The sequence below is a fragment of the Nitrosococcus wardiae genome (genome assembly GCF_004421105.1).
Lineage (GTDB): Bacteria > Pseudomonadota > Gammaproteobacteria > Nitrosococcales > Nitrosococcaceae > Nitrosococcus > Nitrosococcus wardiae.
Genome location: NZ_CP038033.1, coordinates 1,111,702 through 1,133,828 on the forward strand (window position 1 = coordinate 1,111,702; position 22,127 = coordinate 1,133,828).

At 51.8% G+C, this 22,127-nt stretch carries 21 protein-coding genes; 6 read left to right on the top strand and 15 right to left on the bottom strand.

What is annotated here, in order from left to right:
* The first annotated feature begins 18 nt into the window (after positions 1-18).
* Positions 19-1,218: a hypothetical protein gene (locus E3U44_RS05460; RefSeq protein WP_166804998.1), complete on the top strand. Its 1,200-nt coding sequence runs from the start codon at positions 19-21 to the stop codon at positions 1,216-1,218.
* Between the two features lie 131 nt (positions 1,219-1,349).
* Here the strand turns inward: E3U44_RS05460 and E3U44_RS05465 are convergent, their stop codons facing one another.
* Genes E3U44_RS05465 through E3U44_RS05475 form a run of 3 tightly spaced genes read right to left on the bottom strand, consistent with a single transcriptional unit; the run spans position 1,350 to position 3,923 of the window.
* On the bottom strand, positions 1,350-1,844 hold the full coding sequence (locus E3U44_RS05465; RefSeq protein ID WP_134357023.1) for a Slp family lipoprotein: 495 nt from the start codon (positions 1,842-1,844) through the stop codon (positions 1,350-1,352).
* Between the two features lie 21 nt (positions 1,845-1,865).
* Entirely contained in the window at positions 1,866-2,429 is a 564-nt protein-coding gene (locus tag E3U44_RS05470; protein WP_134357024.1) for a Slp family lipoprotein, read from the bottom strand.
* Positions 2,430-2,462: 33 nt separating this feature from the next.
* Positions 2,463-3,923: a M48 family metalloprotease gene (locus E3U44_RS05475; protein WP_134357025.1), complete on the bottom strand. Its 1,461-nt coding sequence runs from the start codon at positions 3,921-3,923 to the stop codon at positions 2,463-2,465.
* Between the two features lie 437 nt (positions 3,924-4,360).
* Between E3U44_RS05475 and E3U44_RS05480 the strand changes: the two genes are divergently transcribed.
* The 3 genes from E3U44_RS05480 (at position 4,361) to E3U44_RS05490 (ending at position 6,821) form a co-directional block, all read left to right on the top strand.
* Positions 4,361-5,047, top strand: a complete 687-nt coding sequence (locus E3U44_RS05480) for a hypothetical protein (protein WP_134357026.1) — start codon at positions 4,361-4,363, stop codon at positions 5,045-5,047.
* Between the two features lie 256 nt (positions 5,048-5,303).
* A complete protein-coding gene (gene tnpA / locus E3U44_RS05485) occupies positions 5,304-5,699 on the top strand; it encodes an IS200/IS605 family transposase (protein WP_134359671.1) in 396 nt (131 codons plus the stop codon).
* On the top strand, positions 5,700-6,821 hold the full coding sequence (locus E3U44_RS05490) for an RNA-guided endonuclease InsQ/TnpB family protein (protein WP_134357027.1): 1,122 nt from the start codon (positions 5,700-5,702) through the stop codon (positions 6,819-6,821).
* 44 nt (positions 6,822-6,865) lie between these two features.
* Here E3U44_RS05490 and E3U44_RS05495 read toward each other — a convergent pair whose 3' ends face one another.
* The 4 genes from E3U44_RS05495 to E3U44_RS05510 all read right to left on the bottom strand — a co-directional run bounded on the left by E3U44_RS05495 (position 6,866) and on the right by E3U44_RS05510 (position 10,762).
* Entirely contained in the window at positions 6,866-7,441 is a 576-nt protein-coding gene (locus tag E3U44_RS05495) for a queuosine precursor transporter (RefSeq protein WP_240761737.1), read from the bottom strand.
* A gap of 248 nt (positions 7,442-7,689) precedes the next feature.
* Positions 7,690-9,450: a copper-containing nitrite reductase gene (gene nirK / locus E3U44_RS05500; protein ID WP_206054902.1), complete on the bottom strand. Its 1,761-nt coding sequence runs from the start codon at positions 9,448-9,450 to the stop codon at positions 7,690-7,692.
* A gap of 183 nt (positions 9,451-9,633) precedes the next feature.
* Entirely contained in the window at positions 9,634-9,870 is a 237-nt protein-coding gene (locus tag E3U44_RS05505; RefSeq protein WP_134357028.1) for a phospholipase D-like domain-containing protein, read from the bottom strand.
* Positions 9,863-10,762, bottom strand: a complete 900-nt coding sequence (locus E3U44_RS05510) for a phospholipase D-like domain-containing protein (protein ID WP_134357029.1) — start codon at positions 10,760-10,762, stop codon at positions 9,863-9,865. Before E3U44_RS05510 ends, E3U44_RS05505 begins: the two co-directional genes overlap by 8 nt.
* A 437-nt stretch (positions 10,763-11,199) precedes the next feature.
* On the opposite strand from E3U44_RS05510, the gene E3U44_RS05515 reads away from it, so the two are divergent.
* Entirely contained in the window at positions 11,200-13,134 is a 1,935-nt protein-coding gene (locus tag E3U44_RS05515; RefSeq protein ID WP_134357030.1) for an AsmA family protein, read from the top strand.
* A gap of 103 nt (positions 13,135-13,237) precedes the next feature.
* Here E3U44_RS05515 and E3U44_RS05520 read toward each other — a convergent pair whose 3' ends face one another.
* Positions 13,238-15,025: a glycoside hydrolase family 15 protein gene (locus tag E3U44_RS05520; protein ID WP_134357031.1), complete on the bottom strand. Its 1,788-nt coding sequence runs from the start codon at positions 15,023-15,025 to the stop codon at positions 13,238-13,240.
* Between the two features lie 152 nt (positions 15,026-15,177).
* Here E3U44_RS05520 and E3U44_RS05525 point away from each other — a divergent pair, with 152 nt between their 5' ends.
* Positions 15,178-16,107, top strand: a complete 930-nt coding sequence (locus E3U44_RS05525; RefSeq protein WP_134357032.1) for a mechanosensitive ion channel family protein — start codon at positions 15,178-15,180, stop codon at positions 16,105-16,107.
* Between the two features lie 428 nt (positions 16,108-16,535).
* Here the strand turns inward: E3U44_RS05525 and E3U44_RS05535 are convergent, their stop codons facing one another.
* The 7 genes from E3U44_RS05535 to pyrR all read right to left on the bottom strand — a co-directional run bounded on the left by E3U44_RS05535 (position 16,536) and on the right by pyrR (position 22,108).
* Complete coding sequence (locus tag E3U44_RS05535; RefSeq protein ID WP_134357033.1) at positions 16,536-17,219, bottom strand: lipid-binding SYLF domain-containing protein; 684 nt, start codon at positions 17,217-17,219, stop codon at positions 16,536-16,538.
* Positions 17,220-17,820: 601 nt separating this feature from the next.
* Entirely contained in the window at positions 17,821-18,099 is a 279-nt protein-coding gene (locus E3U44_RS20555) for a ParE family toxin-like protein (RefSeq protein ID WP_134357034.1), read from the bottom strand.
* The gene (locus tag E3U44_RS05545) at positions 18,096-18,314 is read right to left on the bottom strand and encodes a hypothetical protein (protein WP_134357036.1); all 219 of its coding nucleotides are present in this window, start codon (positions 18,312-18,314) and stop codon (positions 18,096-18,098) included. Before E3U44_RS05545 ends, E3U44_RS20555 begins: the two co-directional genes overlap by 4 nt.
* Before the next feature lie 128 nt (positions 18,315-18,442).
* On the bottom strand, positions 18,443-19,318 hold the full coding sequence (locus E3U44_RS05550; RefSeq protein WP_134357037.1) for a dihydroorotate dehydrogenase electron transfer subunit: 876 nt from the start codon (positions 19,316-19,318) through the stop codon (positions 18,443-18,445).
* The gene (locus E3U44_RS05555) at positions 19,315-20,604 is read right to left on the bottom strand and encodes a dihydroorotase (RefSeq protein WP_134357039.1); all 1,290 of its coding nucleotides are present in this window, start codon (positions 20,602-20,604) and stop codon (positions 19,315-19,317) included. The genes E3U44_RS05550 and E3U44_RS05555 overlap by 4 nt, the downstream gene beginning before the upstream one ends.
* Entirely contained in the window at positions 20,604-21,578 is a 975-nt protein-coding gene (locus E3U44_RS05560; protein ID WP_134357040.1) for an aspartate carbamoyltransferase catalytic subunit, read from the bottom strand. The genes E3U44_RS05555 and E3U44_RS05560 overlap by 1 nt, the downstream gene beginning before the upstream one ends.
* The gene (gene pyrR, locus E3U44_RS05565; protein WP_134357042.1) at positions 21,575-22,108 is read right to left on the bottom strand and encodes a bifunctional pyr operon transcriptional regulator/uracil phosphoribosyltransferase PyrR; all 534 of its coding nucleotides are present in this window, start codon (positions 22,106-22,108) and stop codon (positions 21,575-21,577) included. Before pyrR ends, E3U44_RS05560 begins: the two co-directional genes overlap by 4 nt.
* Positions 22,109-22,127: the final 19 nt, after the last annotated feature.

Genomic DNA, 22,127 nt, shown 5'->3' on the forward strand with positions numbered 1-22,127 from the left:
AGGTTCATCTTGAATCACATGATGGAGCCAAGCCAGGAGCAATTGATTATAGAGCCGGGAGAACCGCCCAAAATCTTGACCATTCTGAATCTTATCGACGGGCGTGCCTCGATGGGCCTCCCCCTCAATAGCTTGCGGGGTTACATCAATATGGGGGGGATTGTCCCCTTGCAGTTCCTGCGTAGCCTCCCCAGCGGGGCAAATAATTATCAACAGATACCGATCGGACTGGAAGAGGCGCAGACCAATTCCCATGGACTCTGGCAAGCGATGGAACAGCGCCTGTCGGCCTTGAAGGCATTCTTGACCAGCTTGGAGTCGACGCCCCTCAGTCAAGCCCCCGGCGGCGCGGAATACCTCCGGGATCCCCCGCAACTCGTCGAGCGAGGCAAGATCATCTTTGCCCGCCACTGTGCCCAATGCCACTCCAGTAAACACCCGGACCCGTCTATCACGGATCCCGAGCAGTTGCGTCTGGCGTATGAGGAACTGGTTCTATCGCCCGATTTTCTGGAGGACAACTTCCTCTCCGATGATTGGCGTTATCCCATCACGGAGATCCAGACCAACGCCGCCCGTGCCCTGGTGCCCAACACGACCGAAGGCCATATCTTCGAAGAGTTCTCGTCGGAGAGCTACAAGCAATTACCTTCGGCGGGTACATTGGAAGGGCTCTTTAACCCCCTAAGACCTTGGAACAGGATCAGCTTTGACTTACCCGCTGGTGGGCGCGGTTACTACCGTACCCCCAGCCTGATCTCCATGTGGGCTACGGCCCCCTATTTGCATAACGATTCCCTGGGTAGGCCTAACCAGGACCCCAGCGTTGGTGGTCGCATGGAGGCTTTCTACGAGGGAGTCTGGAAGCTACTGTGGCCCAAGGCGCGACAGGGTATTCGCTCAATCAAACGGACCCAGACAGCTAGCGTGTTGACCGACTCCCTTGGCAACCCCGTGATGGTCCCACGCCCCCAGGGCAACGCCAGCCCACTTATTGTTCCGGCCCGGACACCGGTCAACTTGTTCGCCAACCTGCACCCCCTCGACCTGCGGGAGGTGGTCGCCGCTTATGCGCAAAGCGGTATTCGAGCCGCCTTGTTTAAGGCCCTGGAGTTGAACCGGGGCCCCGACTTCATTGAGGACCGCGGCCACTACTATGGCACGGATCTGTCTAATTGGGACAAGTGGGCCCTAATCACCTTTCTTAAACGGCTATAAGGCCGATGATAATGGGGGGTGGCCGGGAAAAGGAGAGCGCGGCGGGGGGTGCCGCCCCCCGCCTATTGATTTGTTTTATAAAACTACGTCGCTTCATCATCTTAGAAATCGATTTCGATTGGGATCTATCCTTATAGCCCGATTCCAACTCCTATTCCAAAATGAAAGCCTGTTCTACCACCGCCTCCCGCTTCTTGCTCGCGGGGCCATAAATGAATCTGCTCCGGTCGCAAAACCGGATAAGTATATTCCATTTCGCCAATCCTTCCTGTGGTGGTGTGGGTGAGACTGCCCACCACCGTCATCTCTCGCCCCGGTGAATAATCGATCGGCTCCAAGAAAGAGTCGCTTTGGAGAATGAAGCGGCCCAGAGGTTGAGCCTGGGTTTTGGGCTCTAGGTTGGCTGAAAGCGGGTAGGCCAGCACTTCCAGCATGGTCCTTTCCTCCAGATTCTTATGATTAACGATAAGGCCACCCCAGACCACCCTTTGCCCCTGGTAAGCATCAAAGTGGGCGGCCACTTCAGCGGGGGCAAGGTCTTGGGCGGCGCCAGCCGTCTCCAACTTAGGTGCGGTGGCACAGGAACTCAGCCCTAACGCGGCAATCACTAGAAAAAAAAGTCTCACAAGGGGCCTCCTACTGCTTTCTTACCAATAATAAGGCCGCCGCCAAGGGTAAAGCCAGGGATCGTAGAAAAAGGGACTGAAACGATAGTAGGGCCAAGAGTAAAACCATGGGTCGTAGAAGAAGGGATCCGGATAGGCATATTGCACGATCTCTCTAGGCCACAAGTAATCACGATCCACATGGACCACGGGGTAGCGGTAGTTGAACGCGCCAATCTCACCTGTTTCAGCACCGGTTACTTCTCCCAGGACGGTGATAAGGCGCCCGCTGGTGTAAATCGCCGGATCAATAAACTCCCGGAAGACGGCCAGAAAGCGCCCCGGACTCTCATCGATGGCCCTCGGCCTTCCCTCATTGTTGAGAGGTTTGCCGACGATTTCAATAATCGTGCGCGCTTCAAGATTTTTGATTTCCTGGATAACGCCACCCCATCGCACTCTTTGCCCTTGAAAATCATCGATATTGGCGCGCACGGTCTCAATGCTCGGGTTAACAGGCAATTCTTCCTGAATGGCCTTGGGCATTTGGGCGCACGCGGACACTAACATCCCGAGGATGAAAATGGGGTAGCTCTGTTTCTTCATCGGTCCTCTCCCTTTAAATTACTTGGCCCCATTTCAGTCCACGTCGGCCACCCGGCCGCGCACCCGTTTGAGCAGCGTACCTTGCGAAATCACGGCATCCGTATTCTGCACCTGATTGATCAATGCCAGTTGTTCAAGCGAGATATCCGATGCAGAGCGGCTGTGGAATTGTGCCAAGCTCATTGCCTCCGGCAGTCGAACGATTTCAATCACGGGCGGTTTAATGTTCAGTATTGAAGCTTCGGTGATTGGCGCAAAACTCGTGATGAGGTTTTGGAAGAGGCGCTGATATTCTGCAAACAGCTGCGCCGGCGTATACCCCAGCAATTGATAGGTTCGCCCGCCATACTCAAAGAACGCCACATAACCGCCAACCGTCTCTTGCTGGCCTTGCGCTTGAAAGCGCGCAATCAGGGCTGGAAGGCCGTTGATGTCCTCGCGCGCGCCGCGCTCTGTCTGTACGCCCTCTTGCGAAGCGAAGCGCTGCAGCGCCTCGGCCGCGCTGTCGGTACCGGCCAGGGTGAGTTGAAACGCGGCATTTTGCGCACTATTCACGCCCACCACGGCCTGTGCCATATTCTGGCGCTGCCAGCCCTCGGGTACGGCGAGCTGGAATGCAAGCCCCGGGTGGTAGAATGTGTTGCCGCGGAAGAAGCCGTTGCGCGGGTTGGGGCCATAGGGAAGACCATCAATCATGTTCAGAAATTCAGCGCGCCCGACCGTCGCATCAAAGGGGTTTTCCGGCAGTTGGCGTAGCCGTGCCTCAACGGCTTCGACGCGTTCCTCGGGTGCCGGGTGTGTGGCCAGCCAGCTCGGCACCGGACTTTGTCCTGCAAGTTCACCGGCGCGCTGTAGTGAAGCGAATATGTCGGCCATCTCGGCGACGTCGTAGCCCTCCGCCCGGGCGTAGCGAAAACCGAGTGTATCGGCCTGACGTTCCGCATCGCGGCCATATTTCAGAAATAGCAGATTCAAGCCCAGCCCGGCGATGTCTCCCAACAGTTGGATCTCGGGCATAATGATAGCGCCAAGACCAAGCCCCAGCTGAGCCAGTTGCGCGCGACTAAGTTGCGTCACCGAATGGCGCGCTGTGACATGGCCGATCTCATGGCCGAGCACCGCCACCAGTTCGGCCTCACTATCCATCAATGTCAGCATGCCGCGTGTCACAAAAATAAAGCCGCCGGGCAAGGCAAACGCATTGGGCGTGGGATCGTCGACCACGGCAAACGCCCAGGGCAAATGGGGCCGCTCGGAGTCCGCGGCCAACTGCTGGCCAAGCCGGTCGACATAGGCCTGTAGTTCATCATCTTCCACCAGGGCCATGGTCTGCCGGATCTGCTCCGCGCCTTGTCGGCCGAGTTGGATCTCCTGCGCCTCGGAGATCAGCACCAACTGGCGCTCGCCCGTGACGGGGTTCACGGCGCAGGCGGTGGCAACACAAAGACAGAGCACGAGCGCGCCCACCTGCCGCAGCAAGTATTTCGTTTCCATACAACACTCATACTAGTTTCCTGGCAATCCGCTAGGACCGACAGGAGGTTGCTTTCTCTTACTATAAAGTGTAGATAACCGTTGCGGAATGCTCTAATTTCGCGCCAGTGAATTGCCCCTTTCACCCGCGCCCATAGCGCCTCCTGCATCCTCTCCGGGGGGACAACGCCCCCTGCCCGAACGCCTTCTCTAGACCGCCTGGAGGGCAAAGCCCATTGAAGTTCTTATACCAATTTAACAAAAGAATGCAATTTATTAAGGTTGTAAGTGTTTGTTTAAATTAGACCTATACAGTGCAAAATTACATCAAATTGGTATTATCCTCTTCTCTATTTTTATTTTTAATATCTCCGCTTAAGGCAGGGTCTGCAAAAGGCTGCAACGGAGAGGAGAAAGGCATCATAAAGCAATTTAAGCTGCTACGCGCCTTGGGGGTCATGCTGCTTGTCGCCGGCTGTGCGACGATGGCCGATCTGGAGCCGACAGCTGATCTGCAGCCGGCTCCGGCGGCGAATGAGATGGCACGCCTAGAGGAGGCTGCCGTCGACCGGGTAAAGGGGGTCTGCATCATCGCCCAGGCTCATCAATGGCCCGGTCCGCAACCCATCCGAAACGAAGTAACACCCGTGCGAGTGGTCATCGACCACCACAGCAAGATGCCGCTGCGCCTGAGCTACAACGAGTTCGCCCTGGTCGCCGCCGACGGCATGCGTTACGCCGCCCTGCCACTATACCAAATCGAGGGATCAGTGCTGGAGTTTGTACTTGTCGACGACTACACTCCGATTGCCAACCCGGACTTCATCTACGACAGCTTTACGGTCGCTCCGCTCTACGGCCCTATCTATCCTACCCTGACAACCTATCCCAGTGTGTTCGCGTACGACCCTTTCTACTATGATAGCTACAGCACCTATTGGGTCGCCATCCCCTTGCCGACCGCAGAGATGTTTGAACGGGCACTGCCCGAGGGTGTACTAGAGGCCGGGGGTCACCTGGAAGGCTATCTTTATTTCGAGCGCGTACCGGACGAGCAGTCGCGCGTGACATTCCGGGCTGATCTGGTTAACGCGAAAAATAATCATTTTTTCGGCGAGGTGCGGATTCCATTCCTTGTGCAGTAATGTCTCCGCAGAAATGATTTAATTCTTCAGCTCCAATGGATTGAAATTCGTTTCATGGTCGTAAACGTCGGCCCCCTCAGTACGCTTCAAGTAATTGACCACTAGATAAGTGAGGGGAGTTGCTATTATCTCGTAGGCGGATTTCACGACCCATAAATTACACCGCGCGGGGACTGCCGACTTTAGGCGGCAGAGGAAGCGCGGCCCTACGTTTGGTTGTTGCTAGTATATGTCTGCCGGGCGCATAATTAACGGCATGTCTCGTTACGCCAAGAATTCTGGGGCGGTTTTCGCTCTCAAATATCACTTGGTCTGGTGCCCCAAATACCGTCGCAGCGTGTTGGTTGATGGCATCGCTAAACGTCTTGATCAGTTGATACGCGAAGTCGCAAACGAATTTGAAATGACAGTGCATGCGATGGAGATCATGCCGGACCACGTACACCTGTTCGTCGAATCCGACCCTCGCTGGTGCGTTGCCGAGATAGTCAATCGCTTTAAGGGTCGAAGCAGTCGTATCTTGCGTTCCGAATTTCCAGTTTTGCGTAGCCGTTTGCCGACCCTCTGGAGTCGCAGTTACTACGCTGGCACGGTGGGCCACGTGTCCGAAGAGACCGTTCGCCGCTACATTGAAAACCAAACGGGAAAGTAGTTGATTAAAGCATTCAAATACCGACTGTATCCGAACACCGCCCAGGTGCGTGAGCTTGAGATCATGCTTGAAACGCACCGACGCCTGTATAACGAGTGTCTTGCTCAACGAAAAGAGCGCTACGAAACAGCTCAAGAAAGCGTGAAGTACACGCAGCAATCGGCTTGGTTTAAATCCGCCCGCGGCGCGAACGACTGGTACGCTAGGCTCAATTTCTCCTCTGCCCAGGCAACGATGCGGCGCCTCGACAAGGCGTTTCAGGCATTCTTTCAGCGCATTAAGACAGGCGATAAACCCGGTTATCCGCGCTTCAAGGCGCGTGGTCGCTTCGATAGCTGGACATACCCGGCGCACGGCGACGGCGCGCGGTTGCTCGATGGCAAACTGCGCCTTCAGCACATTGGCGTGGTTAGGGTACGCCAACATCGCCCTGCGCAAGGCACGATCAAAACCGTACAGATCAAGATTGAAGCCGGAAAGTGGTTCGTCATAGCCAGTTGCGAAATCGGTGATGCGCCACCGCCTCGGACTGAAGATACGGCTGTCGGTATTGATGTTGGATTGGAGCATTTCCTGTCCACCGATCAAGGCGAGCACGTCGATAATCCGCGCTACCAAAAAGAAGCATGGCGCCGGCTGCGCGTTGTTGGCCGCGTTGTTTCGCGTAAGAAAAAAGGCAGCCGAAACCGAGGTAAAGCGGTTTCCAAGCTGCGCTCGATACACGCCCGAGTGTCCAACAAAAGACGGGACCACCACCACAAGGTGGCCCGCGATTTCGTGAGTCGATACGCTTTCATCGCGGCGGAAAGCCTGACCGTAAAAAACATGGTCAGGAACCGCCGGTTGAGTCGGTCGATTTCGGATGCTGGCTGGAGCCAGTTTCTGAACATACTCCGTGCCAAGGCTGAAAGCGCCGGGTCGGTGTTTGTCGAAGTTCCTCCGCAAGGCACATCGCAAGCGTGCTCCGGCTGCGGAGCAGTCGTGCAAAAGGCGCTCTACGTGCGCCAGCACAGATGCCCCGAATGCGGTTTGTCTCTGCAAAGAGATGTCAACGCGGCCAGAAATATCTTGGCGCGTGGCCAGGCTCGGATGGAGCCTGTGTGGCTTAACGTGGCGCATTAGCGCGAGCGTGCCGCAAGAAGCCGTCTGTTTTAGCTGACGGTTCATCACTGAATTAAAATGGCCAGCACCAGACCTTTCAGCGGTATGGTGCCCAAAAAAGCCACGGTGATGAACACGGCCGAGTCCAGCCCCTGACCCACAAGTGTGGAGCCGATGGTGCGGGTCCATAGCCAGCGTCCTTGGGTGGCGAGTTTCATCTTGGCAAGCACGTAGGCATTGGTGAACTCGCCCACCAAATAGGCCAGGAAGGAAGCCAACAACAGGCGAGGGGCATAGCCCAGGATGCGCTCAAAGGCTTCCTGTCCCTCCCAGAATGTAGCGGGAGGCAGTGCCATGGCCAAGGTGATGGCGCCCACGGCCAAGAGGTTACAGAAAAAGCCCAGCCATATCACCTGGCGGGCGCGGCGGTAACCGTAGACCTCAGTCAGCACATCGCCGATGATATAGCTCAAGGGAAAGATGATCACCCCGGCTGGCATAACCCAGCCCCCAATATCGATTAGCTTGACGGCAATAATGTTGGCGATGAGCAAGGAGGTGATGAAGCCTGCTAGGATCACCAGGAAGGCAGGAGAATAGCTGTTTTTGCTCCTTGCTGGGTTGATTGTCTGAGGATCCATGATGTACCTCCCTCTGCAATTTTTTATTATGCCTCATCGGTACATCTTTAGTCATCAGATACTTAGATAAGGATCCCTGTATGTCTGTTTTATCACCAAAGCATGTCAACTAAAGAGGAAGCATGCTTCGCGCTGCTTCGGCGGATTACTGGCTGAAAGGAAGAACTTTAAGATGGCTGGGAAATACAGGGTTTTGCTAGTTTTTTACTCCAATAGGAGCGAGAGCCGCTTATCGGTCGGTGGAATTTTCACCGCCTAATAGGGTGTCTGTCATCGCTCTCGAAAGAAGCGCCAGTTTGATAGATTGCTGGTTTCTCCTTGCCCTCGGCGTAAAGGAATCCGCGCAGCCCCCGCTCCATACGTGATAAGGCGTGATCGACCAGGATGTATTTGCCGGGTATCTCCAGTTCAAGCTCCACAATAGCGGCGCCACCGGGGGCGACGGGTACTGTCTGAATTCCCTCGACCGGTCTATTCCTAAGCCCGCCCCATTCATGGACGCGGTCAAATATCTCCCCAATGATATGGAAAGAGGAGGTGAGGTTTGGTCCGCCCACGCCGAAGAAAATGCGTATTGTCTCACCCACTTTAGCGTGCAGCGGGTAGTCCTGGGTAAGCGCCCCGGTGGCACCGTTGAAGACAAAATATTCGGGGGATTCATCCAGGAGTTTCTCAACGCTGAACTCCTGGCGTCCTTTCTTGCCGAAGGAGGCCTGGGTGTAGATTTCCCCCTGCATCACGTAATACTCGCGATCGACGGGCGGTAGCCCGCCTTCAGGTTCGACGAGAATCATGCCATACATTCCATTGGCAATGTGATGGGCCACCATCGGAGTGGCGCAGTGATAAACATAGAGCCCTGGGATAAGCGCCTTAAAGGTGATGGATTTCTCCTCGCCTGGGGGGACTTGAAGATAAGCCGCACCTCCCCCAGGTCCGGTCACTGCGTGGAGATCGACTGAGTGAATGATGTCGCTGTCAATGTCATTGGCGAACTTGAGTTTGACGGTATCGCCAACCCGGACACGGAGGAGGGGACCGGGTACCGTGCCATTGAAGGTCCAGTAGTGATAAGTCGTGCCTTCCGCAAGCTCTCCTTCCAATTCTACCGCCTCAAGGCCGAGCTCAAGCTTTTTGGACTCTCGGTCTCCCACGGGTTGAGGCACATCATTGGGATTGCGCACAATATCCCGAGCCTTTGCCAATTCTTCCCGGGGTGTTTCACGTACGAGGAGGCGCCCTTCCATTCCGGCCTCCCGATGCCCGGGAAGGGTGCAGTAATAAGTGAATTCACCCGCGCTGGTGGCTCGGAGAGCCAGAGTCGTACTACTGCCTGAAGTGGTCACCTGCTCAGAGCGGGCGTTAAATTCAGGGAAAAAAATATCATGGGTCGTGCCTTCACCATTGACCAGGTTGATCTGGACTACCTCTCCTTTATGTACCTCTAGAGTAGGGTTCACCTCCCCTTCAATGTCGGCGCCGACACCGATGAAAACGAGACGCCCCTCGGCAATCCCAGTTTTCAAGGTCAAGGTAAGATCGGGGGTGTAGGCCGCTACACTCTCTGTGCTGTTTACTTGCTGTAGTTTGGTTCCTTCGGGGGAGACAGGAGCGTGTCGTGGGAAGGCGTTTACCGCCTGCTTAAGGTAAGCAATGACATTCTCGCGGTCCTCTTCATTGCGTAGACCCGCAAAGTGCATCTGGTTCCCAGGTAGATAGTGTTGCGGGCTGGCTAAGAATTTATTGAGAGTGTCTTCCGTCCAGATAATATCGGCCTCTTCCAGTGCTTGGGAATAACTGAACTCCTTAAGACTACCCGCCTGACGCCCAAGGAGATTAGCGAGTGGGGGGCCAACTTGGTGTTGGGCAGGTTCAAGCCTGTGACAAGCCTGACACTTGCGGAATACTTCGCGGCCGGCTTGAGGATCACCTTTAGCGAAGATCGGGTGACTTATAAGGACAATGGCCGCACTAGTGAGCATGAGAGCGATAAGACTCCTGGCACGCATATCTACTCCTGTTTACCTTTTAACCAAGCGAGCCGCAAAGTCACTTCTGTCTTTTTTGATTTTGCGCGGACTGGCATATTCTGCGCGCTTGTTTTTTATTTTTTTATAAAGTGAACTTGTCCCTTTCTTCAGCTTGTCTTCAGTTTCAGAGATTATCTAACAACACTAAATAAGATTTCCAGTTTAAGCAAATTGCCTAACAAAACGGGCTGCCGATTGACTGAGAGGGTTAAGATACAAGGGAGAATTCAAATCTTCTTTTTTTAATTGGACGGATTCTGCTAAATCATCCTCAAAATCACTTCTAACTTGCGAGGCCAGTTTGGAATTATCAATTAAGAGATCAATTTCATCATTATATATGAATGATCTATTATCAAAATTGGAGGTTCCAATAACGGACCATCGATCATCAATCATCAATCATCATTGTTTTCGCATGAATCATGGTCGGGGTATACTCATAAATTTCAACACCTGAATCGATTAACTCAGAGTAGTGGCTCCGTGCAGCCCAGCGTATAAATGGGTGGTCCGCATGTTTCCCTGCTGTGACTACTTTAATCATTACTCCAGACTCAGAAGCTTTTTTTATCTCAGATGTCATCGGATCTCCTGGCAAAAAATAGGGATTTGTTACGAAAATGCATTTACGTGCATTTTGAATTAATCTTCGAAAAATAAAACCTGAATTTTGTGTTGACTGACCAGAATTTCCACTTTTGATAATGATTGCTTCGTTATCTTGAGATAAGGAAGAATTAGAATAGGGATTGCTTTTACTGTGAGCAGAAAATAGATGATGATGCGTTGCTTCCCACCAATGATCTTCAAAAGCATTTTTCAGCACAGGAACTAGATGGCCTCTTACTTCTAGCATCGTATCTCTCCATCGTGGCAGGTGACGATTACCAGTAAGCCAACGATCAGAAATGCCTGCCCCTCCCATAAATCCTATTTGATCATCAACTATAATTAAATTGCGATGATTCCTATTATTAAACCAAAGGGGAGTTCTCCAACTGAGAGGACGATACCATTTAAAATCCCCTCCTGCTTCTTCAATTAATCGAAATGTTTTTCTTGGAGTACGATGACTACCAATTCGGTCAGTTAATAGTTTAACGCTTATTCCTTGCTGAAGACGTTCTCTGATTTGCAGTAAAATCCAGTCTGCTACCTGTCCAGGTTCGAAGATATAATTTTCTATTTCAATGTGTCTTCGTGCTTGGGAAATCACTTCGGCAATTCTTGGATAGAAGATCTCACCATTTTTTAAGACCTTAAATTTGTTGCGAAATAAAGGACTCATTCTCGACTGATTCTCTATTAACTCGTTACTCTCTTACAGATTAGACTTAGTACTCATTTCTGGAAACTTGCTCTTTTGCTTGCTATCCGTCCCGAGTGTTAGCAGGGGTCCAGCCCCTGGGCAGGGAGCATGCTTCAAACACTATAAAACTCTATTTTTGTGTCCATCGCTTTTATGATTGACACCTCATCATACCTTGACTACATTTTTATTTATTGGAGAAGTGTATTCATGCCTTCTATTCCCCTATGACCAATTCTTTCCCGTATTAACATATTGTAGTTCTAGCACCTTAAACCTTTTCCAAACAATAACGTTCATGCCAGAAGTGCCTGGGGTAATGGAATAGAGGTTAGTTTATTTTCTTATATATGTATATGAGAGAAGAGGCGGATATCTCTTAAGAACAGCAGAATCCACATATAAGGGTGACATTTATGTTAAAAAAAGTACTTATTATATTGGCGAGTATCCCTGCGATTCTGCTGTTGGTGATCATCATAGCTGTACTCGTCATTGATGAAGATACGGTAAAGGGGTGGACTTCTAGCTACATCGAGCAGCAGTACGGTCGTGACCTTAAGGTGGCAGGAGATCTTGAGCTGGATTTGTTATCTCTGCAACCTAGTATCACAGTAGAAGGAGTAAAGCTAGAAAATGCAAACTGGGCTGATAGGGACTGGATGGCAGATATCGGCAAAGTTTTTGTCCAGTTTAAACTTCTGCCATTGATATTAGGAAATATAAAAATTCTAGATGCAGAAATTACGGATGGCCAAATTTTTTTGGTTGAGCAACAAGCCAAGGCTAATTGGGACGTTTTTTTAGAAAAAGAGCGAGAGCCAGGTTATTTCTCGGTGGAACAACTTGAGAATTTTAAATTAAATAATGTCATAGTGAATTACCAAGATAGGGTAGAAGACGAAACCCATCAATTGCTTGCAGAAAGTATTCATTTGCAGGAGTTTTTTTCCCCCCAAAGGCAGGGTTCTTTTCATGGACAACTTGATTCCATGCCGGTTAGTTTTCAAATTGAGCAAAAGCTAGTTGAAGCAGAAAATGTAGATAGGCTGCTTACATTAACTGGGCGTATCGGTACGGCGGAAATTTATTTCACGGGTGATATTTCTGATAACTTTAATTGGGTAAAGGGTCGAATTCGTGTAAAGGGTCCCGGTGAATCATTGACACGGATTATTAACCTAGCTGGATTAAATATCAAGACTCTTCATTCCTATGATGGTTTTGCCACGGTTGATGCAAATATAGAACGAACGACAATAGATCTGACTAACATCAATCTTAAGTATGGTCAGAGTCAAATGACGGGCATGATAAAGGCGAATTTAAATGGGGATCGAACCCATATTAGAGGAGATTTAGTTTTTCCCGTACTAGTTAGTGCTGATCTTAAACCTTATATTAAAGCGAAGGAAAAAGAAGTTGAAAAGGAAAAACTCTTTGATGATGATCCCATCGGGTCTCTAATTCCAGGTGGGCTTGAACTTTATCTGCATACCAAAATTGAGAAATTCATTGGTGGTGATTGGGCCAGGACCATTCAGGGAGGCGAGGGTCATCTCGCGATAAAGGGAGAGCGGCTAGCGCTCTATCCCGTGAGAGTAAGGATGTTGGGAGGAGATCTTGCCATTGAGGGGTTGATTGATCAATCGGATAAGTTAACAGAAGCTAACCTGAAAATAAAAGTTGATGACTTTGAACTTAATAAAATTTCTGGGGCGTTAGCCAACCTTGATAACGATAATGAACTAAATGTTGATGAAGTTATTGGAGGAAATTTTGATATGGTGGCAAGTCTGCACTTTAGCGGCAATTCACCACAAGGAATGGCTTCGAGTCTCACCGGGGATTTAAATGCTGTTATGGAGGATGGCTATATGGGTAGCTTGCTGGTAGAAGCCTTGCAGCTTGATGTGACTGAGGCTTTTGCCTCCTGGCTAGCGGATAACCCAAAAACAGAGATAAACTGCATGGTGGCACTGTTTAACATTAACTCTGGACGAATGACAACCCAGGCAGTCGTTATTAATACTGATGATTCCAACATCATTGGTAGTGGGGTTGTTAACCTTGATAATGAATCAGTGGATTATACTTTGGTTGCAAGGGCAAAAGATTTCTCTATAACAGGAGCGCCAATTAATATGGAAATAGAGGGCGATCTTATAAATCCTAAGCTTGACATTGGTGGTGATGAAGATTCACTACTTGAGGTTGCTGCCGATGCTGTTATTACCCCCATTGTTGAGGGATTTAAAGAGATTTTTGGCGAGAATGATGGAAGTGAAAAGCTCACCCGTTGTGCAAGATTTAGAGATGAAATTGCCCGTATCCAACGACAAGCGGAATAATATAGGGTTTTAAAAGGGGCGTTTATTCTTCTTATTTTCCCACCTACAAGGCTGGCTACGGCTTTCACGCCTGGGTGCAACGAAGAGCCTAAGTCTCGGGATATTATTTTTTCCTTTCCAGTGCAGGCCCATGTTGGTTAGTCAGATTGGTTGCTGTGTTGATAAGTGAGACGTGGGAAAAGGCTTGGGGAAAATTTCCAAGCAGCGCTTTCTGTTCGGGATCGTATTGCTCGGAGAGTAGCCCCACATCATTGCGGATAGCGAGGAGTTTCTCGAAAAGCTCAATCCCCCGCTGCTTTTGCCCTTGGAGGATATAGTTATCAGCCAGCCAGAAGCTACAGGCCAAGAATGCCCCTTCGCCCTGTGGTAGTCCGTCAATGCCTTCCTTGGAAGAGTAGCGGTAGACAAAGCCATTGCGGACGAGCTGCGATTCGATGGCTTTAACCGTCCCTTGAACTCGGGGATCATCGGCAGGCAAGAAACCAAGGGTTGGGATCATAAGCAGGCTGGCGTCGAGTTCCTTGCTACCATAGGACTGGACAAAAGCATTAAGTCCAGAATCGAAGCCTTGGCTGCAAATCTCCTCATGAATCTTTTGGCGAGTATTTTTCCAACGCATTAGTGAACCATCAAGGCCAAAGTCCTCGACTGCTTTAATAGCCCGGTCAAAGGCTACCCAGGCCATAATTTTCGAGTGCACGAAATCACGCCTGGCGCTGCGCACTTCCCAGATGCCTTCATCAGGATCATCCCAGTGGGATTCTAAATAGTCCATCAACGCCTTTTGCACTTTCCAGCCGGCTTCATGAGGCTCGATACCCGCACGCCTTGCCAAGTGAAAAGCATCCATGATCTCACCATAAACATCGAGCTGTTTTTGCTGATAAGCGGCATTACCAATACGGATGGGCCGCGATCCAGCATAGCCTGGCAGCCAAGGAATCTCAGTCTCGCTCAAGCGCCGCTCGCCTGCTAGGCCATACATAATCTGCATCTGCTCGGGTTCGCCCGCCACTGCTCTCAAAAGCCATTCACGCCAAGCATAAGCCTCCTGTCGGTATCCGGCATTCATGAGGGCATAAAGGGTCATAGTCGCATCGCGCAGCCAGCAAAACCGATAATCCCAATTGCGAACGCCTCCTGGATGCTCAGGAAGGGAGGTCGTTGGTGCCGCCACCATACCCCCTGTCGGTTCATAAATAAGCGCGCGCAGCGTCAAAAGCGAACGCTCGACGGCTCCACGCCACGGTCCGCGGTAATTCGAACGGGTGATCCAATCACGCCACCAGCACTGCGTATCGCTAAGTGCCGCGAGCGGGTCTACTGGCAGAGAGGGCTTGCAATGGGATTCCGACCACAAGAGGCAATAGTGGTGCCATTGCCCTTCGCGGATTACAAACTGTTGCCGCATCTTGGGATAAGGTTTGGCCAGCGGCAGGGACGACGTTAATTGGACCGTGGACGGGCCTGCGACCGCGATCAGCCTGCCATTTTCAATTTGCGTCCAGGGGATCAGGTCACCATAATCAAAGCGAATGAAGAGCTCCACGGTCATAACGACCTCACCACTCACCCCTTTGACGAGACGCATGAGCTGCGGTACGGCGCCTTCCATCACCATGAAGTCGGTGAGGCAAACGGTACCGCTAGCGGTGTGATATTCAGTCTCAAGAATCATCGTACCGTCACGATAGCGTCTGCGAGTCATCCGGACGTTCCCTTCCGGATAAATCTGCCAGTGGCCATGTTCGCGATCTCCAAGCAGTGCGGCAAAGCAGGCCTCCGAATCAAACCTTGGCAAGCAAAGCCAATCGATTGAGCCTTGCTGCGATATTAAAGCAGCTGTCCGGCAATCACTGATGAGTGCATAGTCTTTGATAGCTTTGCTCATATTTAGCCTTTCATGAGATAGTAGGAGGAAGGTGGATCAGGGTGCCTGATATATTAATCATGGGGGTTTAATCTATGAGGTCAAGATAACGTAGGGGGTGGATTGACTATACTCTAAGAAAAAATAACGCTAGATCCTTGTCGGAGAAAGCTATGCCCGATGCTGCGAGTTCTATCACTTCTCAAAATGCGCCCACGAGTGTCGAGGGGATTGTCGTTTCCATTCAAGATACTTTGGAGAGAATTTGGGTAGATTTTGTGGATCATAGCCCTTTTCTGGCCATGGGCATATTGGTTCTGCTGTTTACCTGGGGAGTGGCCGCACTCGCCACTCGGCTGGTGAGCGCTTCCTTACGCCGTTCCAGAATGCGGGGATCATTGCGTGAATTGCTGGTTCGGCTCCTTAGCATCGGGATTTGGATTGTTGGCATTTTGCTCGCCGCCATGGTGACGTTCCCCGGTATTACGCCAGCACGGACCTTAGGCGCCATGGGTATTGTGTCCATCGCCGTGGGGTTTGCTTTTAAGGATATCTTTGAGAACTTTTTCGCTGGGATTTTGTTGCTTTGGCGTTTTCCCTTCGAGAATGGCGATTTTATTGAGTGTGAGGGAATTAGCGGGCAGGTGGAAAATATTTCCGTGCGGCAGACGTTGATTCGCCAGGTCTCCGGCGAGCTGGTAGTCGCGCCTAATTCTTTTCTATTCCTTAATCCTGTCAAGGTGCTCACTAATTTACCCCGGCGACGAGTAACGATTATCACAGGGGTGGCATATGGAGAGAATGTCACCGAGGCCGTCGAAGTAATTAAGCAAGCGTTGGGAAGGTGTGCGACAGTCCATAAAGCCCCCTCCCCTCAGATTTTTCCCCAGGGCTTTGGCGCCAGCAGTATTGACATTGAGGTGGCCTGGTGGACCGATCCTACGCCGGTGGATATTCGCCGTTCGCGGGGCGAGGTGGTCACGGCTATCAAGGGGGCTTTGGATGAGGCGGGGATCGAGATTCCGTTCCCTTATCGTACCTTGACTTTTAAGCATCCCCTGGAAGCTAAGCTGTTGAAGGAGAGTGGGGGGGATAGGGGCTAATATATTGGAGTTTCGCCCTGACGAGCTTCGGTTCGGTCCCTCCTCACCTGGCTAGTCTGAGAATTCGCGCCTCAATGCGGTCCTCAGGCGGTGGCTAGGCTACGGCCCTTGGGGTCTCTACCGCTCCACGCGCTTTATTGGTTCCGGTGCTCTCCGCCGTACCCAAACTCAAAACATTTTTGGCCGCGTTAATGTCCCTATCGTGGAAAGTTTCAAGAGTTAAGTGTTAAAAGAAAAAGGGTCTAAGTTTTTGTTTTACTTAATCCTTAACCCTTACCTCTAATGGATTGCTTTGGCGTTAGTGGCTTATGGTCAGCTTGGATCAAACTGGGAAAAGGGAGGCGGAGAAAAGTGAAATTCCTTCCCGCCATCCCTTATTATACTTAATTATACTAAACAGGCCTCTCCCTCTCTAATTAGGCCAGAATTCAGGGCAGGACTTCCTGAATGACTTCATCACGGTCGGTTTCCACGGAACCTTTGGCGATGGTTGCGGGATATGCCGCTTTGTCGCCGTAATAAGCGACGGTTTCTTCCTCATCCCAGACAATATTCTCCACATTGATCGCCAGGCCGGCAAAGGCACCTTTGGTATCGGACCAGAGGAGAATATCGCCTTTGCCGTAGGACTCCTGAGTGCGTGCGGAATAGTCGATGATGGTGAGTCCGGCATCGGCATTTAGGGAGAAGTTGTTATTGGTCATAAAACTCTCTATGGCTTTCTCGGTCATCAGGAGCATGGCAATCTGCCCCGCTTCAACGCCGGCCTCAAGCCCTGCGCTGATGCCGCCGAGATTGTAGAATATTGGGCCGCTCCATCGGCCGTTGCGATGCACGAGCAGTATTCCTTCACCGCCGGAACCGCCCACGCCCAGAGCGGCCCGCCCGTAGTTGGGCACGATAAAAATGCCTTTTGCCGCTGCCATCTGCCGCACTAATTGAGGGTTAGATTTTATTTGCTGCACGACTTTGGCTGCTTCATTTACTGTATTCTGAGACTCTTCCAGTTGTTCAGTCCCCCCCTGGGCAGCCTGCGCAGGGTTCGCTGGAGAAACTACTGACATTATTGCGAAAAAGCCAGCGGCTGCCAGTGCTGTGATCCTATCATTCATGCCATCTTCTCCTTACTCTTAGTGAATGTGATGGGTACACGGCTCGCTCAGCTGAAATAGAGCGTGGCCGTCGCATTACTTTCCCATTCGAGAGGAGCCCAGGCAGAGCGCGCGTCTACTAAATATGTTGCATATGGGCAAGCGCCAATTTTGACTATATCGACTAGATCAGCTTAGTTAGTGCAACGTCTCGCCATGGTGCTACCTCCATTATTCCTAAATGGTCATCTAGCAAGGCATATGCCAGGTGGACCTATTCAAAGCCCATCTCCTTAGCATAGACGGTCGGAGAGCAAATGCAGTAGGGCTTATCAGGAGTATCTAGGGTGACCGCTCCGGCGTGCTTGTCGCAATGGCTGCAAACGAAATTGTAATATTTACATTTCCACCTGAGAAGAAGCTTAATTTATCGTAGTAATCGCGGACTGTCTGTTGGTTTTCGGAGACTTCCGTAACACGGGCAGCACCGTAAGTTCCTCAGGAGTGATTAGGATCGTAGGAAATATAGGGTCAGTCTTGCTGAATGCCTCCAGGAACTACACTACCAAAAGGCACAATGAAAGGCTTGACCCCTTTGCTAGACCCCTTTGCTACTTAGATGTTAGATGTTTCTTAATTGTTTGAGCAATTTGTTGTATTCAGAATGCGAACCAATCCAAAACCATACCATTTCGCCATTCTGTTGTATCCCTACTGTGCGATAGTTTTTGGTGATCCGTACCGAGAATATAGGCCGCGTTGAGTGTATTCGCTTGAAATGCAGACCCGGATGATAAGGATCATTCTGAAATAGCTTGTATGCCTCTTTCGCTTGCTTCCTAATTGGCTGCGGCAATTCAGCGTAACACTTCCAGAAACGCTCAGTTGTCCTGGATTTCACAGTTTGTCGATATCCAAAGGCTTTGTTTTGCCTTGCTTATGCGCTTCAAGCGCTTCATCAGCAAGTTGGTCAAGAATATCTTCAGACTCGGCAAATGTTTCATCCCATTTCTTGTCAGCCTCAAGCTCTTCAAGCATCCACTTCGCGAGGGAATTTTGCTCGATCTCTGGAAGCTTTGAAGCTTCTTCAAAAGCTTTTTTAAGCAGTTTAGTCACGACTCACCTCAGTTAATTCCACGCTAATGTTCAAGCTCACCCACGCTGAGCGAAGTAGAGGGAATTCAAGAGCGTTGCTCTTGGGCGTCAGGTTATGTTTTAAGACCTTTCCTCTATAAAAGTATCTTTTAGGCAAACACCGCCCTAGCGTCAAACACTGGTCCGTCTACGCAGACCCGTTTCATGGCGGGTCCTTGGGAGGTTTGAACTTTTACCACGCAGCCGGCGCAGCCGCCTACAGCGCAGGCCATGAATTCTTCCAGGGAGACCTGGCAGGGAAGGTCGAATTCCCGGGCGAGTTTCGCTGTGGCCTCTAGCATGGGGTGGGGACCACAGGCGTAAATGGCGACTTCTTGGCGTTGGACGGAGTCTAGGGTTTGCAGCCAGTGGCGGGCTAAGTCGGTGATAAAGCCTTCGAAGCAACCCGGATAGCCCTGAAGGCTGGTAAGCCGACTGGGGATTTTCCAATCTTCTAACAGGGGCATGGCGCCGATGGCCCCCTCCGGCAGACCTGGGATCAGATATTGGGAGGGCCGTGGTCGAAAGGGGAAAGGGACTTCTGAACCCATTAGCACCAGGGGTTTGAACTGTTTGTCCCGGCGCAAAGTATCGGCCAAAAACACCATGGGGGGAATACCTACGCCGCCGCCGAGAAGTAGGGGTCGTGGATAGGCAGGGTCCACTTGGAAGGGCTGGCCGATGGGACCCAGGATACTGATTTTCTCACCAGGCTTTCGCTGGGCCAGTAACTGCGTACCGTGGCCTATCGCCTTGTAGAGAAATTCCATCCAGCGGTGCCGGTCATCGACCCGCATGATGGAGAGGGGCCGCCGCATGGGAAGGCTAGGATCGCACTGGAGATGGGCGAAGCTCCCAGGGGCCGCGCGGGGGGCAATGCTGGGGGCGGTGACTCTCAGCACATATTGATCACCCGGGTGGGGATCATGGGCCAAGACTTCGCACTCTTCTATTAGAATGGTGCCCCGGTGGGATTTTGGTTTCATGGGTCTTGGGTTTCAGCAGCAAAAACCACCCGGCCTTCCAGCAGAGTGTAAGTGACCCGCCCTTGAAATTCCCATCCTTCAAAGGGGGTATTTTTCCCCTGACTGACCATTTCTTCAGGCTTGAGAACCCAATGGTCGTGGGGATTAAAAATGCAGATATCGGCCCGCTGTCCAGGGGCTAAATGACCACCCTCAACACCTAATACTTGAGCGGGTTGGTAGGTGAGATAAGCAATGACTTCTGGAAAAGTCAAAATATCGTCTTGGGTGAGGCGCAAAGAAAGGGGAAGGAGGGTTTCCAGTCCCGAGATTCCTGGTTCAGTAATAGGAAAAGCGCCCAGTTTGGCATCGATCTCGTGGGGCTGGTGATCAGAGCAAATGGCACTGAAGGTGCCATCCCGCAGGCCCTCGTGGAGAGCATCCCGGTCCCGTAGGGAACGCAAGGGGGGAATGACGTGGCACTGGCTGTTGAATTCCCCAATGTCGTGTTCGGTAAGATGGAGGTGATAGGCCGTCACATCGGCGGTAATGGGGAGTCCTTCGGCCCGGGCTTCCCGCACCATTCGAACTGCCCGGCTGCTAGAGAGATGGCAGAAATGGGCCTGAACGCCGGTTTGCTCAATGAGCAATAGATCCCGGGCCAGGGCAACAGTTTCTGCGGTTTCGGGAATGCCTGTCAGGCCTAGACGGGCGCTGACGATTCCTTCGTGGCAACAGCCATCAATGCCAAGCCAAGGATCCCGGGGATGGAGAAAGATAGTGATCCCTAAGGTGGCGGCATATTCCATGGCCCGGCGCATCACCTGACTGTTGGCGATGGGAACTAAGGCATTGCTCACCCCCACGCAACCCGCTTCCCGGAGGATAGCCATTTCCGCCAATTGTAAGCCTTCTAATCCTTGGGTGAGGGCGCCGAGTGGCAGAATTCGGGTTCGCTGATGCTGCGCTGCCCGGTGGGCAATCAGGTCGGCCACGGCAGGGGTGTCGATGACGGAAATGGTATCTGGCGGACAACAGAGGGTGGTGATGCCCCCTTTGGCGGCAGCCAGGGTTTCCGTAGCAATGGTTCCCTTCCGCTCCTGTCCCGGTTCCCGTAATCGGGCCCGCAAATCAATCAGCCCAGGGCACACAATCTGGTCCTGGGCGTTGATTTCCTGCTCGGCCCTAAAATCTTCTGGGGCGTTACCAATGGCCACTACCCGGCCATCGGCCAGATAGAGGTCCTGGACGGCATCCACCTCGTTGTAGGGGTCAATGAGATGCCCATTTTTAATGACCAAGCGCATTAACGGGCCTCCTTGGCTTCAGGGACCGGTATCTGCATGGCCATGGCCATCACCGCCATGCGAATAGCGAGGCCATGGCTGACTTGTTCCAAGATGACCGAATGGGGTCCGTCGGCAACGGCCGATTCGATTTCTATGCCCCGATTAATGGGGCCCGGATGCATCACAATAGCATCGGGCCGAGCCAGGGCGAGTTTTTCTTCGGTTAAACCGTAGAGGCGAAAGTATTCTCGTTCGCTGGGAAGGAGCGCGCCTTGCATGCGTTCCCGCTGGAGCCGTAGCATTATCACCACATCCACATCTTTAAGACCTTCCCCCATATTATGGAAGACGTGAACTCCCAAGGAGTCCACGCTGCGTGGCAGCAGGGTCCGGGGGGCAATCACGCGGATTTCGCCTGTTCCCAGGGTTGACAGGGCATGGATCTCGGAGCGGGCCACCCGGGAGTGGAGGATATCCCCCACAATCGCTATCCGGAGATTGGGAAATGAACCCTTATGCCGGCGGATCGTGAGCATGTCTAACATGGCCTGGGAGGGATGAGCGTGGCAACCATCTCCGGCGTTGATAACACTGACATGGGAGGGAACGTGGCGTGCGATGAAGTGGGCGGCGCCACTGTCGGAATGGCGGACCACGAACATGTCGCAGTGCATCGCTTCCAAGCTGCGGAGGGTATCCAGTAGGCTTTCCCCTTTCTTGGTGGAGGAGGTGCGCACATTGAGATTCATGACGTCTGCCGAAAGGCGTTTGGCTGCCAGTTCAAAAGTGCTTAAGGTTCGGGTGCTGCTCTCAAAAAAGAGATTGACAATGGTTTTTCCCCGCAGCAGGGGAACCTTTTTCACCTGTTGGGCGCCAATGGCAGAAAAGGACTCGGCGGTATCTAGAATACGAGTGAGCAACTCCCGCTTCAGCCCCTGGATACTGAGAAAATGGCGTAATTGGCCTTCGCTGTCCAGTTGAATATTATTCATTCGTTAGACTCAACACACTGGATGCTGAATTGCAAAGGTTCTGGGCCGGTCAGTTTGACTTGCTCGTTAAGAGCTAGATCCAAATGGTGGCCAAGCACATCTGCTTGTATCGGCAGTTCCCGGCCAGCGCGTTCTACGAGGACGGCTAAAGTAACACTGGCGGGGCGACCGTAGTCAAAAATCTCATTTAACGCCGCTCGTACCGTCCGCCCCGTGTAAAGCACGTCATCTACTAGGATAATGTGCCGATCGGCGACAGAAAAGGGCAGTTGGGAAGGTTGCACTTGGGGGTGCATGCCGATGCGGGTGAAATCATCCCGGTAGTAGGCAATGTTAAGTACCCCTAAGGGGTCAGAAACAAGATTATCTAAATGGGCCAATAAACGCTCTGCCACCCACACCCCTCCCGTGTGGATACCAATCATGGCCGGCTTGTCCCGTTGTTGTTCGGCCATCCGTTGGCTTAGATCGGTCGCTAGCTTACGGCATAAAGCCTCCACATCTAACGAAAGGGACTGCGGAAGATTCATAAGGACCTCGCACCGGAAA

Bases quoted from the DNA above. Each gene is read 5' to 3' on its own strand.
- E3U44_RS05460 (WP_166804998.1), top strand. From the start codon at position 19: ATGATGGAGCCAAGCCAGGAGCAATTGATTATAGAGCCGGGAGAACCG.
- E3U44_RS05470 (WP_134357024.1), bottom strand. From the start codon at position 2,429: ATGAAGAAACAGAGCTACCCCATTTTCATCCTCGGGATGTTAGTGTCC.
- E3U44_RS05475 (WP_134357025.1), bottom strand. From the start codon at position 3,923: ATGGAAACGAAATACTTGCTGCGGCAGGTGGGCGCGCTCGTGCTCTGT.
- E3U44_RS05480 (WP_134357026.1), top strand. From the start codon at position 4,361: ATGCTGCTTGTCGCCGGCTGTGCGACGATGGCCGATCTGGAGCCGACA.
- tnpA (WP_134359671.1), top strand. From the start codon at position 5,304: ATGTCTCGTTACGCCAAGAATTCTGGGGCGGTTTTCGCTCTCAAATAT.
- E3U44_RS05495 (WP_240761737.1), bottom strand. From the start codon at position 7,441: ATGGATCCTCAGACAATCAACCCAGCAAGGAGCAAAAACAGCTATTCT.
- nirK (WP_206054902.1), bottom strand. From the start codon at position 9,450: ATGCGTGCCAGGAGTCTTATCGCTCTCATGCTCACTAGTGCGGCCATT.
- E3U44_RS05505 (WP_134357028.1), bottom strand. From the start codon at position 9,870: ATGATTGATGATCGATGGTCCGTTATTGGAACCTCCAATTTTGATAAT.
- E3U44_RS05510 (WP_134357029.1), bottom strand. From the start codon at position 10,762: ATGAGTCCTTTATTTCGCAACAAATTTAAGGTCTTAAAAAATGGTGAG.
- E3U44_RS05515 (WP_134357030.1), top strand. From the start codon at position 11,200: ATGTTAAAAAAAGTACTTATTATATTGGCGAGTATCCCTGCGATTCTG.
- E3U44_RS05520 (WP_134357031.1), bottom strand. From the start codon at position 15,025: ATGAGCAAAGCTATCAAAGACTATGCACTCATCAGTGATTGCCGGACA.
- E3U44_RS05525 (WP_134357032.1), top strand. From the start codon at position 15,178: ATGCCCGATGCTGCGAGTTCTATCACTTCTCAAAATGCGCCCACGAGT.
- E3U44_RS05535 (WP_134357033.1), bottom strand. From the start codon at position 17,219: ATGAATGATAGGATCACAGCACTGGCAGCCGCTGGCTTTTTCGCAATA.
- E3U44_RS05550 (WP_134357037.1), bottom strand. From the start codon at position 19,318: ATGAAACCAAAATCCCACCGGGGCACCATTCTAATAGAAGAGTGCGAA.
- E3U44_RS05555 (WP_134357039.1), bottom strand. From the start codon at position 20,604: ATGCGCTTGGTCATTAAAAATGGGCATCTCATTGACCCCTACAACGAG.
- E3U44_RS05560 (WP_134357040.1), bottom strand. From the start codon at position 21,578: ATGAATAATATTCAACTGGACAGCGAAGGCCAATTACGCCATTTTCTC.
- pyrR (WP_134357042.1), bottom strand. From the start codon at position 22,108: ATGAATCTTCCGCAGTCCCTTTCGTTAGATGTGGAGGCTTTATGCCGT.